Raw genomic sequence first — 14,737 nt, forward strand, 5'->3', positions numbered from 1 at the left:
GTCGAAATAGCCGATCTTCGCGCGACATTGTGCTGACCGATCCAGTGGCTCAAACTCGGAGAAGCACGATGTCCACCAACGACAAGTCGCCCCAATTGCAAACCGTCACCGACGGCATCATGATGGGCGAATGCCCGCGCTGGCACGAGGGCAGGCTGTGGTTTGCCGACTGGATCGGCCAGAAACTCTATTCAATCGACGCCAGCGGGCAGCGCCGTGTCGAGGCGGCTGTCGTTTCCCTGCCCTTCTCGATCGACTGGTTGGCCGACGGCACGCTGCTGGTGGCCCATGCCTGGCAGAACAAGCTGCTGCGCCGGCAGGCGGACGGCGCTTTCGCCACCCATAGCGACCTTGCGACCCTGTCGGCGTTTGGCTGCAACGAGCTCGTCGTCGATGGGCGCGGCAATATCTATGTCAACAGCATCAACGAGGCGCTGGAGGGCGGGCCGATGGCCAGCTATGTCGAGTTCCAGCGCACCGGCCTCAGGCCCGGCGTCATCGGCCTCGTCTCGCCCGATGGCACCGTACGACAGGTGGCCCAGGAGCTCGCTTTCCCCAATGGCATGGTGGTGACGCCTGACAACAAGACCCTGATCGTCGCCGAATCCTTTTCGGCGGAGCTGACGGCCTTCGACATCGCCGAAGACGGGAGCCTGGAAAACCGGCGCCTCTGGGCCCGCATCGAAGGCCAGGGCGCCGACGGTATCTGCCTTGATGCCGAAGGCGCCGTCTGGGCCACTTCCGGCCCGCGCTGCATCCGGATAGCAGAAGGTGGCCAAGTGCTCGACGAGGTTGGGGTTGACCCGAGCCTTATGTGCTTTGCCTGCATGCTCGGCGGCGCTGACGGCAGGACGTTGTTCATCGTCGCCAATGCCTGGGGCAGCGATGCACCCACCCGGCCCACCGGTAAGGTCTTTGCCGTGCCGGTGGGCGCGCAGCATGCCGGCTTTCCTTGAGGCCTGGCCCCGGTCCCAGCGGCGGGAGCGCCCGCTTCCGCTGTGTGCATGTTGTTCGCTTTACGTTCTTGTTCGGAACCAGCCGCTTTGCTAAGCTCGCCCGGGGCTTGGGGAAAAGCGCATGGTCACCCGTGTAGCGACAGTGGCGTTCCAGGGCATTGAGGCGGTGCCGGTGGATGTGCAGGTGCAGATTGCGCCGGGCCTGCCCAATTTCATTCTCGTCGGATTGCCCGACAAGGCAGTCAAGGAATCGGGCGAACGGGTGCGGGCGGCGCTGGTCGCTTCGGGCCTGGGCCTGCCGCCCAAGCGCATCACCATCAATCTGGCGCCTGCCGACCTGCCCAAGGAAGGCAGCCATTACGACCTGCCGATAGCGCTGGCCATCATGGCCGCCATCGGCGCCATTCCACAGGATGCGCTCGACGGCTACCTGGCGCTGGGCGAGCTCGGCCTCGATGGGAGGCTGGCCCATGTCGGCGGCATCCTGCCGGCGGCGATCGCGGCGCAAGGGCGCGACCTGGGATTGATCTGCGCCCAGCTCTCTGGCGCCGAAGCTGCCTGGGCCGGCGACGGGCTGGAGATCGTCGCGGCGGAAAGCCTCCTGGCGCTGGTCAATCACCTGACCGGCCACCAGCTTGCCGCCCGGCCGGTGCCGCGCAAGCATATCGCCAAGGGCAACCTGCCGGACCTCAGTGAAGTGCGCGGTCAGCTGGTGGCGCGGCGCGCACTCGAAGTGGCGGCTGCCGGTGGCCACAACATGCTGATGATCGGGCCGCCCGGTGCGGGAAAATCCATGCTGGCAGCGCGGCTGCCTTCCATCCTGCCGCCGCTCGATCCGCGTGAACTGCTCGATATTTCCATCATCCAGTCCATTGCCGGTGAACTGGCGGGCGGCGCTATTTCCGATCGCCGGCCGTTCCGGGCACCACATCACTCCGCCTCGATGGCGGCCTTGGTGGGGGGTGGGCTCAAGGTCCGGCCGGGTGAGGTCAGCCTCGCCCATAATGGCGTGCTGTTTCTCGACGAACTGCCCGAATTCGCGCCGAGCGTGCTCGATAGCCTGCGCCAGCCGCTTGAAAGTGGTGAAACCGTCATCGCGCGCGCCAATGCGCGGGTGAGCTATCCGAGCCGTGTGCAGCTTATTGCTGCGATGAATCCCTGCAAGTGCGGGCTGGCAGGTACGCCCGGTCACACCTGCCGGCGCGGCCGTGCCTGCGCCGACGATTACCAGGGCCGGGTTTCGGGGCCATTTCTGGATCGCATTGATATCCGCATTGACGTGCCGGCGGTGACCGCCGCCGACATGATCGCCCCAGCCGAGGCAGCTGAGAGTTCCAGCGTCGTTGCCGAGCGCGTTTCCCGCGCCCGCCAGACGCAGCGCCAGCGCTTTGTCGAGTACGGCGCGCCCGATATCTTCACCAATGCCGCCGCCGGCCCGACGCTGATCGAAGCGGTGGTCAATCCCGACAAGGACAGTCAAATCCTGCTGCTGCAGGCGGCCGAGCGCTTCAGCCTGTCGGCCCGCGCCTATCACCGTGTGCTCAAGGTGGCGCGGACCCTGGCCGATCTGGCCGGTGTGGACAGGGTGGCGCGCCCCCATATTGCCGAAGCCCTGAGCTACCGGCTCAATTTCGGTGCGGCGTGACGGAAGCGGTGCTCCATCAATGGTCCTATAGCCGAGCGCGCGACAGCGAGGCGATCATCCTGCCGGACGGCCGCTGCGACCTGGTCGTCGAGATCGGGCGCGATGGGGTCGTGAGCCTGCATTATGCCGGCCTCGACACCAGGATGCATCGCTGCAGCGGGAAGCCGGCTATGCCGATGGACCGGCGCAGATGGACGGAATACAGCGCGATGACACAACCCGGCGACCGGATGGTGGTTTCTCAAGGTCAATGTGCCGCGCGATCGCCTGGCGCTCAACGATCGGGAAATCTCGTACGGGATCGCTGGCGCGAGGCGGCGCCCCTGTTTAGAACCGTGGCGGATGCTGAGCTGGAAAGGCTCGATGCCCTGGCGCAGCACCCTGAGCAGGCGCTGCTCGATATCATGCCGGATTGGCTGGCTGGCGCTCGAAACGGGGATTGATCATGCGGCACAGGATTTCGGCGGGTGCGCTGGTTATACGCGGGCAGAGCCTGCTGCTGGTTCGGCATTTCCGCCTAGGCGTTCACGATTTCTGGGCCCCGCCCGGCGGTGGCGTCGAGGATGGGGAGGAGCTGTCCGCTACCGCGGAGCGCGAGGCTTTCGAGGAGACCGGCATCGTCGCCAAGGCGCGCGCCATGGCCTATATCGACGAGCTCATCGACTCCTCCGGCCGGCTGGTCAAATTCTGGTATATCGCCGACTACGTCGCGGGCGAGATCGATGTGGGCCGCAACCCCGCTCTCGATGAATCGATTGCCGAAGCCGGCTGGTTCGCCCGCTATGCCTTGCCCGCAGGTCACGTTTTTCCCGCGGCCTTACATGGCGAATTCTGGGACGAACTGGCGCGCGGCTTTCCGCACCCCATCAAGCTGCCGCTGATGCATTCGGTGTTCTGAGCCGTCAGTCGGCCGGGCGGACTCCTGTGCACAAGTCTGTGGATAAGTGTTTCACGTGAATCCGTCAGCGCACACTGGAATAGCCGCCGGGCACCCCGGCTGGCGACAGCACCACCTGCCACAGGCTGATATTGCGCGCGCGGAACAGCGCGGCAAAGACATTGAGATAATAGCGCCACATTCGGTAGAAGCGCTCGTCATACTTTTCGCCCTTGAGGCCGGGCCAGGCTGCCTCGAAGCGCGCGTGCCAGGCCATCAGAGTGCGATCGTAGTCAGCGCCGAAATTGTGCCAGTCCTCCATCACGAACAGGCCCTCGATGGCTTTGCCGATCTGGGCGATCGAGGGCAGCATGCCATTGGGGAAGATGTACTTTTCGCTCCACGGATCGCCGTGGGTGGTCGAGCTGTGGCCGCCGATCGTATGCAGCAGCATCAACCCATCCGGGCGCAACAGGCTTGCGGCCTTCTCGAAGTAGGCGCGGTAATTCTTGTAGCCGACATGCTCGAACATACCGATCGAGATGATGCGGTCAAACTGGCCATCGAGCGCCTGGTAGTCGAGCAGCAGCGTTTCGACCGGCAGGCCACGGGCCCGCTCATTGGCCAGCGCCGCCTGCTCCTTCGACACGGTGACGCCGACACCCGACACGCCGTAGCGCTCGGCGGCAAACTGCAAGAACCCGCCCCAACCCGAGCCGATATCGAGAATGCGCATGCCCGGCTGGAGCCCGATCTTGCGGCAGATCAGGTCGAGCTTGGCCACCTGCGCCGCGTCGAGATCATCAGCGTCTTTCCAATAGCCGCACGAATAGATCATCCTGGTGTCGAGCATGGCGGCATAAAGCTCGTTGCCGATATCGTAGTGCTTCTCGCCGACCTCGGTGATGCGCCGCCGTTGCATATTGAGCAGCCTGCCCCGGGCCACGCTCCACATGACAGCCAGATCGCGCGGAAACGCATCCTGAACCTTGGCGGTGATCAGTTTGAACAGGAATTGGTCGAGCGCCGGGGCATCCCACCAGCCGGCCATGTAACTTTCGCCCAGGCCCAGTGTACCGTCACGCAACAGCCGCGCCCATAGCGCGTCATTGTTGACTTGGGGGTCCCACGCATGCGGGCCGTTGAGGATGAAGCCAGCTTTTTCGAGCTGGCCAATGACAAAGCGTTTCGCGGTTTCAGACATGGCGAGGGCCGGTGAATCGATTTGCAATGCCCCAGACTAACTCCATCGGTATTTAACGATCAATAGCGTCGCGTGGCGCCAAAACGGTCGCGAAGGAAATCGGTTTCAAGCGGATGGGTGAAATCCGTACGCCGCTGAGGGGCCGTTAATACACGCCGCATATTTGTCATGCTGGCATGTGAACAGGGTGCGATGCGGCGAACCGGCGAATTGGTGCAGTGGAATAACAAGGGCGGCTACGGCTTCGTGCGCGATGACACGGGGCGGGATTACTACGTCCATATTTCCAAGGTGAATGCGTCGGGCGGCCGCCCCCGCATCGGCGACACGCTGTCATTCGAGGTGGTGACCAGCCGCAAGGGTCGGCCCTCAGCCATCGACGTGGGCATCGAGACGCCAGCCCCGGTCCAGCCGGCGACCCTGCGTAACGTGACCGCGAGACCGGCACATGTGTCGAGCTACGCGCTGGGTCTGCGGACGGCCGCTGCCACGCTGATGACGCTGCTGATCCTGTGGGCCATTGGCAGCGAGCGGGCGCCGATCTGGTTGGGCGGGATTTATGCGCTCATGGGCGCGGCCTCGGCCCTGCTCTATCGCTTCGACAAACTCTATGCCCTCACCGGTAAATGGCGGGTCAGCGAGACCAACCTGCATGCGGTCGATCTGTGCTTTGGCATTGTGGGCGGGCTTTCGGCGCAGGAAATCTATCGCCACAAGACGGTCAAGCCGCGCTTCGTCGCCACCACCTGGGCCATCGCCCTGGCGCATACGCTGGGCCTGGCGGCGCTGGCCTTCGGCTGGCTGCGCCTTTTCTAGGGGCCGCCGATTCGATCCATAGTGGCCGGGTCGACAACGTCGATGGCCAATATGAACGCATAGGGCTCGCTATCGCCGCCCCTAAACCGGCCAACGCTGAAAACGGCCTGCGTACCGGCGTGTTCCGCCACGATCCAATGCCGATAGTCTGGCCCGAGCGTGCTCTTGGTTTTGCCCACATAACGGTGGTTGACGAAGCGGCCGAGCAGGATGTCGTCTGCCGGCGGCTCGCCCTCGACAAAGCCAAGTACCGCGCAGCCCACCACCGGCTTGTCGGAAGCCGCATCCACGCTGATGCCAAAGGAAAGATCGGTCACGGCCTTCTGATCCGGTTGGCCTCCAAGCCAGGCTCGACGGTCCGCAGTGGGGAGCGTCAATGGCGATAGCACGGCGCCGGGCGGATCGACGTCGATCAGCTGTGCGTCATAGCGCGCCGCCACGGCTTCGACCGTCTCGAAGCCGGCCAGACCGGTGAGGCACGCCTCGCTGAAGGCGGCAAGCTGCCGCTCCTGCCCAAAAGCCGGGCTGGCGGCAAGGCAAGCAATGGCAAGGGTAAGGTATCTGTACATGGGCCCCGGCGCGAAGACATCGGTACGATCTTTGCGACCCATTGTGGCAGCGTGCGGGCCGCTCGGCCAGACCGCACGCTGCGACCGCCCCTCAGTGGAACTGCGCTGTCTCGGTCGATTCGCCCATCGCCGTCGTGGCGCTCTTGCCTTCGCTCACCGCCATCGACACCGCATCGAAATAGCTGGTGCCGACCTCGCGCTGGTGCCGCACGGCGGAGAAACCATGCGCCTCGGCAGCAAACTCGGCCTGTTGCAGCCGCGAATAGCCGGCCATGCCGTCAGCCTTGTAGGCGCGGGCCAGTTCGAACGTGGTCAGGCTGAGATTGTGGAAGCCCGCCAGGGTGATGAACTGGTATTTGTAACCCATGGCAGCGATCTCGCGCTGGAACCTGGCCATGGCTGCCTCGTCCATATGCCGCGCCCAGTTGAAGCTGGGGGAGCAATTATAGGCCAGCATCTGTTCGGGATGGGCCTTGCGCACCGCCTCGGCGAATTTTTTCGCCTCGGCCAGATCAGGCTTTGATGTCTCGCACCAGATCAGATCGGCGTAGGGTGAATAAGCAATCCCGCGGGCAATGGCTGCGTCGATACCCCCCTTGAGCTGATAAAACCCCTCGGCCGTACGCTCCTTGCTGACGAACGGGGCGTCATACGGATCGACGTCCGAGGTGATGAGCCGCGCTGCTTCCGCATCGGTACGGGCCATGATCAACGTGGGCACGCCCATGACATCGGCCGCCAGCCGCGCTGCATTGAGCGTGCGGATGAACTGGCTGGTCGGCACCAGCACCTTGCCGCCCAGATGCCCGCACTTCTTCTCCGAAGCCAGCTGGTCCTCGAAATGCACCGCCGCGGCGCCGGCCTCGATCATCGCCTTCATCAGCTCGAACACGTTGAGCGCGCCGCCGAAACCGGCTTCCGCATCGGCAATGATCGGCACGAAGAAGTCGAAATCGGTGGTGGCCACGCCGTCGGCCTGTTCCATGGTCTGGATCTGGTCGGCTCGCTGCAGCGCCTTGTTGATGCGCTTGACCACCGATGGCACGCTGTCCACCGGGTAAAGGCTCTGGTCGGGATACATATTGCCCGACGTATTGGCATCGGCCGCCACTTGCCAACCCGAGAGATAGATCGCCTTGAGCCCGGCCTTGACCTGCTGCACCGCCTGATTGCCGGTAAAGGTGCCCAAAGTCGGCACGAAATCCTCGCTGTGCAGCAATTCCCACAACCGGCGGGCGCCGTTTTCGGCCAGCGTATGGCGGATCGGCAGCGAGCCAGAGAGCCGCGCTACCTCGGCCTGGCTATAGGTGCGGGCAATATTGCGCCAGCGGTCGGGGGCGTAGTCGGGGGTAGGGAATATGGGTTTGTCGAGCATCGGTATCTCCTCCTTGGAGCATGGCTTCGCCGGTCCGGTGGAGCGGCAGGTTTGGTGATTCACGTGGAACACTGGATTTGCAGTCATCTCCCTCCCCCTTGCGGGGAGGGATCAAGGGTGGGGGATGTTTGGCCCGGATATCGGAGCTCTCGTCCCCCACCCAGCTACGCTGCGGCCCGCAGGCCTAGCTGCGCTGCCCTCCCCGCCAGGGCGACGTGCGGTGGGCGGCATAGTCACCCCATCACCTTCCGGCTGAACGTCGCGGCGATCATGCCATTGCCCGAAAACAGCTCGGTGCTGCCTTCCCCGCCCACCAGCGAAAACTGGTGTCGGCCGATCTTGCCGGCAATGGCATAGCCCTGCGCATCGAGGCCACGTGCCTTGAACTGCTCCATGGCCTGGGTGGCGGTGGGGGCGATGATGGTCAGATATTCTTCGCGTTCGCTGCTGGCAGGGCTCATTCGAAAGTCTCCTCTATCTCTTGCTGTAAAGATTTGACAAATGGCCGCGACATGCAAGAAGTAACCGCAATACCGCCAGTAAACCTGTAAAGCGCTGGTCAAGTTTCGCAGACAAGATTGTAAAGTCTGTCAAGAAACGCGGGAGGGAAGCCATGAATGACACTGCGGAAATGCAGATCGGCGGCCGCATCAAGCGGCTGCGGCGGCAGAAGAAAATCGCCCAGGCCGACCTGGCGCAAGCGCTTGGCATTTCGGCGAGCTACCTCAACCTCATCGAGCATAACAGGCGCAAGGTAACGGTGCCGCTGCTGTTCTCGATCTCGGGCTATTTCGGCGTCGAGCCGGGCGAACTGGTCGATAGCGACGAAGGCAGACTGGTTGGCGACCTGATGGAGGCATTTGGCGATGATCTGTTCGCCGATAGCGACCTGACCAATCTCGAAATCCGCGACCTGGCACATGCCAATCCCACCGCGGCCCGCGCCATGCTCAAGCTCTACGATCGCTATCGGCTGGTGGCCAAATCCGGCCCGGCACCGGTTCTTGCCGGCGAGGCCGAGCCGTTTCACCTCGCCACCGACGCCATCTCCGATTTCCTGCAGGAAAACGCCAACCACTTCCCTTCACTTGAGGACGCCGCCGAGCGCATCCGGGCCGACATCGACAATTCCGGCGACAATTTCGACTATGGCCTGCGCACCTATCTGTTCAACGTCTTCGGCGTCGACGTGCGGCTGGCCTCCCTGCCCCATGGCATTGCCCGCCAATTCGACCAGCGACGCAACCACCTGTTGGTCTCCGACATCCTGCCGGCGGAATCGGCGCTGTTCCTCATTGCTCACCGATTGGGGCAACAGGCCGCGGGCGGCGAGATCGAGGCCATCATTGCGGCATCATCCCTGCCTGAGGGCGACGCGCCCACCCTCGCCCGCAATGTGCTCGCGGCCTACTTTGCCGCGGCGCTGATCATGCCCTATGAGCCATTCCTGCGCGCCTGCCGCGATTATCGCTACGATATCGAGCGCCTTGGCCGCCGCTTCGGCGCCAGTTTCGAGCAGGTCTGCCACCGCATGACCACGCTGCAGCGCAAGGGATCGTCAGGCATCCCGTTGCATCTGGTGCGCACCGACATTGCCGGCAATATTTCCAAGCGCTTCTCGCTGTCGGGCATCCACATCCCGCGCCATTCGGGCGCCTGCCCGCGCTGGAATATCTACTCGGCATTCCTGTCGCCGGAGCGGATCAGCATCCAGCTCAGCCAGATGCCGGACGGCCAGCGTTACTTCTGCATCGCCCGCACCATCGCCAAGGGCGACCATCGCTACAATGCCCCGCGCCGCTACATGTCGATCGGGCTGGGCTGCTCGATTCACCATGCCAAGGACATGATCTATTCCGACGGCGTGGATCTGGCTGGGGAAAGCCAGCTCGTGCCCATTGGTGTGGGTTGCCGCATCTGCCCGCGCATGGAATGCGGCCAGCGCGCCCACCCCCCCGCCGATCACCGCTTCCGGCTGGATGACGATATCAGGCCGGAGAGCCTTTATGCGCGGATGGGTTGACTCTTCGGGAAAAGGCGAAAAATATGGTGCGAGACATTTCGCCTTGTTACGAAACATGGAGATTATGATGAGCCATCCGCAACGCAAACCGCACCACCACAATGGTTTTGGACATTTCGACATCGCCGGGCCGGAGCTGGGCGCGCTGCAGAACTTTTACGTGAGCCTTTTCGGATGGGACGTCGCGCCGCAAGGCCCGGGCTACGCCATGGTGGCGACGCCCGAAGGCAGCCCCAACGGCGCAATAGTCGAAGCGCCCACATCGTCGCTGACCTTTGGCGTCGTCGTCCCTGACCTCGATGGCACGCTGCAGCTGGCGGTACGCGAGGGCGGCAAGGTGGTACTGGAAAAGACCGATAATGGCTGGGTGAAAAAGGCCCAGATTGCCGACCCTGCCGGCAATGTACTGACCCTGATCCAGGGCTAATGACGATCGATCTCGATCAGGTCCTGCGAGCCCTGTCACATCCTGATCGCCGACTGTTCCTGCGCGCCTGCCGTGATGGGCCCAGGGCGGCGGGCGAACTGGCCGAGCTCTCCAATCTCGCCGTGGCTACGGTCTCCGAGCATCTCAAGGTGCTGCGAACCTCGGGTCTGCTCGATCTCGACAAGCAGGGCCGCAACTGGTTTTACCGCACCAATCCGGACGTACTGAAGGCGGCGCGCCGAGGCCTGAAGCAGATCCTCGATTAGCGCTGATCGTCGCCGCCATGGCGCCGGTCCCATTCCCAGCTATCGCGCCATTCGCGTTCCAGCACGGCGCGGCGCTTGCCATAGCGTTCTTCGGTCACGGTAAGAGCCACGATGCGGTCAGTGCGGAAGTTGCGGAAGGCGGTGCGCAGGCAGCACCAGGCGGCGATCACCTGCTTGCCCTCGTAATAGGCCAGTTGCACCGGCCAGATGGTGCGCTCCGACGGATTGCCGCCCTCGTCTTCATATTCGATGGTCAGCGCCTTTTCGGTGCGCATGGCCTGTCGAACCTGGCCGAGAATCGGCATGGGCCGGCGCGACGTGGCACTCCATACCGCTACAGGCCAGAGGCCGGTATCGTTGATGCGGTCGCGCAAATCCTCGGGCGAGGCGGTGGCGATCTTGGCGAGTGCATTCTTGGCCGCAGCGCCAAGGCCATCATCGGGCTGTGAGCCCACCCAGCGGGCGCCCAGCACCAGGGCTTCCAGCTCTTCGGGCGTGAACATCAGCGGCGGCAGGAAGAAGCCGGGTTTCAGCATGTAGCCGACCCCCGCTTCGCCATCGATCGGCGCGCCGAGCCCGATAAGGGTCTGCACGTCACGATAGAGGGTGCGGACGGAAACGCCCTGCTCCTCGGCCAGTGCGGCGGCCGTAACCGGCCGCCGATGGCGTCGCAGCGCATCCATGACCGCAAACAGGCGCTCGGTCTTGTCCATGCTTTGTTCTCCTCTGGCCGGCCTTGATGCCAGATTCTGCCGGTGACGCCAAGGGCGTCGCACCTGGCCGGCCTGACACTGTATTTCGCCATCCACCGGACGGCACCTCTCCCTCGATGGGGGAGGTTGGGAGGGGGTGCGAGAGCCCCGATATCCGGGCCAGTCCACCCCCACCCTTGATCCCTCCCCACAAGGGGGAGGGTGTCGACCGAGAGTGAGGAGGGCTTACGCGATCTGGCCATGGAAGGCTCGGATATCATGCGCCATTGCTTCGGGCACTTCGAGCGCCGGGAAATGACCGCCTGCGCTGAGTTCAGTCCAGCGCACGATGTTCCACAGGTTCCGTTCGCCCCAGGCCCGCGGTGCCGGATTGTCTGCCGGCGGCAACAGGATGGCGTGCGGCACGTCATGCTTGGCCGCCTTCTTGGGCAGTTCGGTATCGGCAAAGGCTTCCTTGTAGAGCCGCACCGAGCTGCCAATGGTCTGGGTGAACCAGTAGACGCTGAGAATGGTCGCCAGGTCCTCCAGCTCGAAAGCGTTGAGGATATCGCCGCCATTGTCGCTCCAGGTGCGATACTTCTCGAGGATCCAGGCGGCCAGGCCCGCCGGGGAATCGTTGAGCCCCACGGCCAGCGTTGCCGGCTTGCTGCCCTGGATCATCGCATAGGCGCCCTCGGCGTACTGCCAATAGGTCAGCCGCTCGATATAGGCTTTTTCCTCTTCGGTCGGCTCCTCGGGCTGCGGGAAGCCGAAATAGACATTGACGTAATGCGCCCCGATCAGGCGCTCGGGGAAGTCGCGCACCAGCGCCATGACCGCGCCAGCACCCATATCCGACCCCGAAAGCATGAATTTGGAATAGTTGAGCCGCGTCATCAGCTCGGCCCAGAGCGGGGCGACCCGGGTCAGGTTCATGCCCGGCTTGCTGGCCTGGCCGGAAAAGCCGTAGCCCGGCAATGACGGAATGACGACATCGAAGGCGACGCCATCGACTGGCTCGGTCAGCAGGGGCACCAGCGGCAGCAGCTCGACAAAGTTGGACGGCCAGCCATTGGCGAGCAGGATCGGCACGTTGGTGGCGCCCCGCCCCTTCACATGCACGAAATGCACCAATTCGCCGTCGATGACGTCGGTGAACTGGGCAAAGCCATTGAGCCGGGCCTCGGCCGCGCGCCAGTCATACTCGTTGCCCCAATAGGCGACGAACCGGCGCAGGAAGCTGTCTTCGATGCCGTCATCCCAGCCCGCACCCTCGACGGTTTTGGGAAACCGCGTCGCGGCCAGGCGGGCTTTGAGATCGGCAATATCGGCGTCGGCAATATCGATCGTGAACGGGGTCATGATGGTCTTGTCTCCACATCGCAGCCGTGCTGCATCATGGAAAGGACTGTCACATGCCGTCCTGACAGGCTGAGTCAGGAGTGATTCGGGTCCGTGGGACACCACCGCGACCACCCGAACGCCATCATTGCCCGGCTTGTCCGGGCAATCCATGCCGCACGCGCGGGGAGAAATGGATCACCCGGACGAGCCGGGTGATGACGATCGCTTTGAACGTGGCGCTATGGCGCGCCTACGCGATCTCGAATTCGCACCAGTGGCGATACGGCCGGTCGGGCGAATGGATCACATTGGGGAAATGCGGGTTGTGCACGGCGTCGGCGAAGCTCTGGTCTTCGAGGCAGAAGCCGGAATGCTTGCCGTAGTTCTTGCCGTTGAGGCCAGGCACCGGGATGTCCGTCCAGACGCCGTTATAGACCTGCACGCCCGGCCGATCGGTCCAGAGCTTGAGCGTCAGCGCCTTGTCGGGACCCACCACCGTCGCGATCGGATCGGCATGGCTGCGGCCGGTATCGAGCGCCATGCCGATATCGTAGTCGACGGGAGCGCCGGCGCTGTCGCGCATGGTGCGGGCCGTGCGCAGGTCATACTGGGTGCCGCGCGAGGGCAGGATGGCGCCGGTTGGCGCCAGGTCATCGCCCAGCAGGGTATAGGCGCTCGAATTGACCTGGATGGTGTGGTCGAGCACCGTATCCGAGGTGCCGAGGTTGAAATACTGGTGCTGCACCAGGCTGATCGGGGTGGCCTGGTCGGTCGTGGCGCTGAGTTCGAGCCGCAGGCGATTGCCTTTGAGCGTATAGGTCGCGGCAAAGTTCACATTGCCCGGATAGCCCATGGCGCCATCGGGCGAGAAATGGGTGAAACGCACGGCGTTATTGGCCTCGTCCACCTGTCCGTCCCAGACCTGGCGGCCCAGGCCTTCGTCGCCGCCATGCAATTGCAGCGTGCCGACATTGGCCGCCAGCTTGTAAGTCTTGCCGCCCAGCTCGAAACTGGCATCCTTGATGCGGTTGGCAACGCGCCCGGCCAGCGAGCCGAAATGCGGGCTGTGCTTGGCATAGGCCTCGAAATCGTCGAAGCCGAGCACCACGCTGCGCTCGCCATCAACCACCGGCACGCGCCAGTCCCGCACCGCCACGCCATAGCCGATCAGATCGACGGTAACGCCGGTATTGCTCACCAGGCGAAACTGGTCCACCCGCTTGCCGTGGTGATTGCCGAACGTCGAAACCGCGATGGTCATGCCAAACCCCATGAAGCGTGCAAGGTGCGAAAGGTGGGACCGGCTTTGCGTAGGACCTTGCGACAAAAACCTGGGGCCGGCTCCAGGAAACGCGGCAACCTGTAGCGCGCTTCGGCGCCTGGCTGCAACGTCACACTTGACCTTTTTGGCTGGCTTGCCAAAGGTCAATCAACGAGCAGGGGAACAAGCGTGAACGAGATCGGGGTAAGGCGGCGGGCGACGGTCCATGACGTGGCGCGAGCGGCGGGCGTGTCGCTGGCGACGGTCGATCGCGTGCTCAATGGTCGGCCGGGCGTGCGCGCTGCTACCACCGAAAAGGTGGAGGCGGCCATTGCCGAGATCGGCTTCCAGCGCGATCTGGGCGCGTCGCTGCTGGCCCGGGCCCGCGACCTCAAGCTCACCTTCATCATCCCCGACAGTTCCAACGAATTCATGGCTGGGCTGGCCGACGCCGTCAGCCGTCGGATCGGCCAGGCGCTGACCGATCGCATGCATATCGAGACCCAGCGCCTGCGCGCGCTCGATGCCGATGCGCTGGTGCAGAGCCTCGACGCGCTCGATCCACGCCATTGCGACTGTGCCATCATCGTGGCGAGCGAAGAGCCCTCAGTGCTATCAGCCGTCGACAATGCCAGCCGCCGCGGCATCGTGGTGATGACGCTGGTCTCCGACCTGCCCGGCACCCAGCGCCGCCATTTCATCGGCATCGACAATGTCGCTGCCGGCCGCACCGCCGCCTCGCTGCTCGGTCGCTTCTTGCCCACGGGCGGCAAGGTGGCGGTCATCGCCGGTTCGCTGCATCTGCGCGATCACAGCGATCGGCTCGATGGCTTCCGCACCGCGCTCGCGCTGGAATTTCCACGCGTCGAGCTGATCGGACCCATCGAGGGGCATGACGAGCGCGCCGAAACCCAGACCATCATCGCCGACCTCCTGACCCGCCACCCTGATCTGGCCGGGCTCTACAATCTGGGTGCCGGCAATGCTGGGCTCGTGGCGGCGCTGGAGGCCTCAGGCCGCGCCGGCACCATCCGCGTCATCGCCCATGAGCTGACCGACCCGACGCGTCGCGGGCTGAAATCTGGGGTGATCGACGTGGTGCTGGATCAGAATCCGGATGGCGAAATCCGCGAGGCCATCGCCGCGGCGCGTATCCTGGCGCTGGGCGGCCATGGTAGCCTAGTGAGCGATCCGATCGAAATCGGGATTTTCCTGCGCGACAATCTCAGGTAAGAAGACACCATTCATCAAACTGGCGGGGCCCAAAAATTGGGCCGGGAGG

The 14,737-nt window shown here is 64.0% G+C and carries 15 protein-coding genes and 1 pseudogene; 9 read left to right on the forward strand and 7 right to left on the reverse strand.

The annotated features are described in order from the left end of the window. The first annotated feature begins 68 nt into the window (after positions 1 to 68). The 4 genes from MF606_RS21180 (at position 69) to MF606_RS21195 (ending at position 3,499) form a co-directional block, all read left to right on the forward strand. Positions 69 to 956, forward strand: coding sequence for an SMP-30/gluconolactonase/LRE family protein (locus tag MF606_RS21180; protein WP_240231305.1), 888 nt, complete (start codon positions 69 to 71; stop codon positions 954 to 956). 121 nt (positions 957 to 1,077) lie between these two features. Continuing rightward, a complete protein-coding gene (locus MF606_RS21185) occupies positions 1,078 to 2,601 on the forward strand; it encodes a YifB family Mg chelatase-like AAA ATPase (RefSeq protein WP_240231306.1) in 1,524 nt (507 codons plus the stop codon). Further along, entirely contained in the window at positions 2,598 to 3,044 is a 447-nt protein-coding gene (locus MF606_RS21190) for a hypothetical protein (RefSeq protein ID WP_240231307.1), read from the forward strand. The genes MF606_RS21185 and MF606_RS21190 overlap by 4 nt, the downstream gene beginning before the upstream one ends. 2 nt (positions 3,045 to 3,046) lie before the next feature. After that, positions 3,047 to 3,499 (forward strand): NUDIX domain-containing protein, encoded by a 453-nt coding sequence (locus tag MF606_RS21195; RefSeq protein ID WP_240231308.1) that lies wholly within the window; start codon positions 3,047 to 3,049, stop codon positions 3,497 to 3,499. Between the two features lie 64 nt (positions 3,500 to 3,563). On the opposite strand, the gene cfa is transcribed toward MF606_RS21195, so the two are convergent. Further along, entirely contained in the window at positions 3,564 to 4,682 is a 1,119-nt protein-coding gene (gene cfa, locus MF606_RS21200) for a cyclopropane fatty acyl phospholipid synthase (RefSeq protein ID WP_240231309.1), read from the reverse strand. 168 nt (positions 4,683 to 4,850) lie between these two features. Between cfa and MF606_RS21205 the strand changes: the two genes are divergently transcribed. Then, on the forward strand, positions 4,851 to 5,498 hold the full coding sequence (locus MF606_RS21205; protein WP_240231310.1) for a DUF1294 domain-containing protein: 648 nt from the start codon (positions 4,851 to 4,853) through the stop codon (positions 5,496 to 5,498). Here MF606_RS21205 and MF606_RS21210 read toward each other — a convergent pair. The 3 genes and pseudogenes from MF606_RS21210 to MF606_RS21220 form a co-directional block, all read right to left on the reverse strand. After that, positions 5,495 to 6,067 (reverse strand): hypothetical protein, encoded by a 573-nt coding sequence (locus tag MF606_RS21210; protein ID WP_240231311.1) that lies wholly within the window; start codon positions 6,065 to 6,067, stop codon positions 5,495 to 5,497. The two genes, MF606_RS21205 and MF606_RS21210, sit on opposite strands and share 4 nt — an antisense overlap. Before the next feature lie 91 nt (positions 6,068 to 6,158). After that, positions 6,159 to 7,438, reverse strand: a pseudogene (aceA, locus tag MF606_RS21215) (isocitrate lyase); the annotation flags it as partial. Between the two features lie 237 nt (positions 7,439 to 7,675). After that, complete coding sequence (locus MF606_RS21220; RefSeq protein WP_240231313.1) at positions 7,676 to 7,903, reverse strand: hypothetical protein; 228 nt, start codon at positions 7,901 to 7,903, stop codon at positions 7,676 to 7,678. 152 nt (positions 7,904 to 8,055) lie between these two features. Between MF606_RS21220 and MF606_RS21225 the strand changes: the two genes are divergently transcribed. The 3 genes from MF606_RS21225 to MF606_RS21235 all read left to right on the forward strand — a co-directional run bounded on the left by MF606_RS21225 (position 8,056) and on the right by MF606_RS21235 (position 10,158). Further along, positions 8,056 to 9,465: a helix-turn-helix domain-containing protein gene (locus MF606_RS21225; RefSeq protein WP_240231314.1), complete on the forward strand. Its 1,410-nt coding sequence runs from the start codon at positions 8,056 to 8,058 to the stop codon at positions 9,463 to 9,465. 67 nt (positions 9,466 to 9,532) lie between these two features. After that, positions 9,533 to 9,892, forward strand: a complete 360-nt coding sequence (locus MF606_RS21230) for a VOC family protein (RefSeq protein ID WP_240231315.1) — start codon at positions 9,533 to 9,535, stop codon at positions 9,890 to 9,892. Next, positions 9,892 to 10,158 carry an ArsR/SmtB family transcription factor gene (locus tag MF606_RS21235; RefSeq protein ID WP_240231316.1) on the forward strand — a complete coding sequence of 89 codons (267 nt, stop codon included), beginning with the start codon at positions 9,892 to 9,894 and terminating at the stop codon, positions 10,156 to 10,158. Before MF606_RS21230 ends, MF606_RS21235 begins: the two co-directional genes overlap by 1 nt. Here the strand turns inward: MF606_RS21235 and MF606_RS21240 are convergent. From MF606_RS21240 to MF606_RS21250, 3 genes are all read right to left on the reverse strand, one after another. Then, the gene (locus MF606_RS21240; RefSeq protein ID WP_240231317.1) at positions 10,155 to 10,871 is read right to left on the reverse strand and encodes a helix-turn-helix transcriptional regulator; all 717 of its coding nucleotides are present in this window, start codon (positions 10,869 to 10,871) and stop codon (positions 10,155 to 10,157) included. The genes MF606_RS21235 and MF606_RS21240 overlap by 4 nt on opposite strands. A 225-nt stretch (positions 10,872 to 11,096) precedes the next feature. After that, positions 11,097 to 12,212 carry an epoxide hydrolase family protein gene (locus MF606_RS21245; RefSeq protein WP_240231318.1) on the reverse strand — a complete coding sequence of 372 codons (1,116 nt, stop codon included), beginning with the start codon at positions 12,210 to 12,212 and terminating at the stop codon, positions 11,097 to 11,099. A 232-nt stretch (positions 12,213 to 12,444) separates the two neighbouring features. Next, the gene (locus MF606_RS21250) at positions 12,445 to 13,455 is read right to left on the reverse strand and encodes an aldose epimerase family protein (protein ID WP_240231319.1); all 1,011 of its coding nucleotides are present in this window, start codon (positions 13,453 to 13,455) and stop codon (positions 12,445 to 12,447) included. Positions 13,456 to 13,644: 189 nt separating this feature from the next. On the opposite strand from MF606_RS21250, the gene MF606_RS21255 reads away from it, so the two are divergent. Beyond that, entirely contained in the window at positions 13,645 to 14,688 is a 1,044-nt protein-coding gene (locus tag MF606_RS21255) for a LacI family DNA-binding transcriptional regulator (protein ID WP_240231320.1), read from the forward strand. Positions 14,689 to 14,737: the final 49 nt, after the last annotated feature.

The sequence above is a fragment of the Devosia lacusdianchii genome (assembly GCF_022429625.1).
GTDB classification, from domain to species: domain Bacteria; phylum Pseudomonadota; class Alphaproteobacteria; order Rhizobiales; family Devosiaceae; genus Devosia; species Devosia lacusdianchii.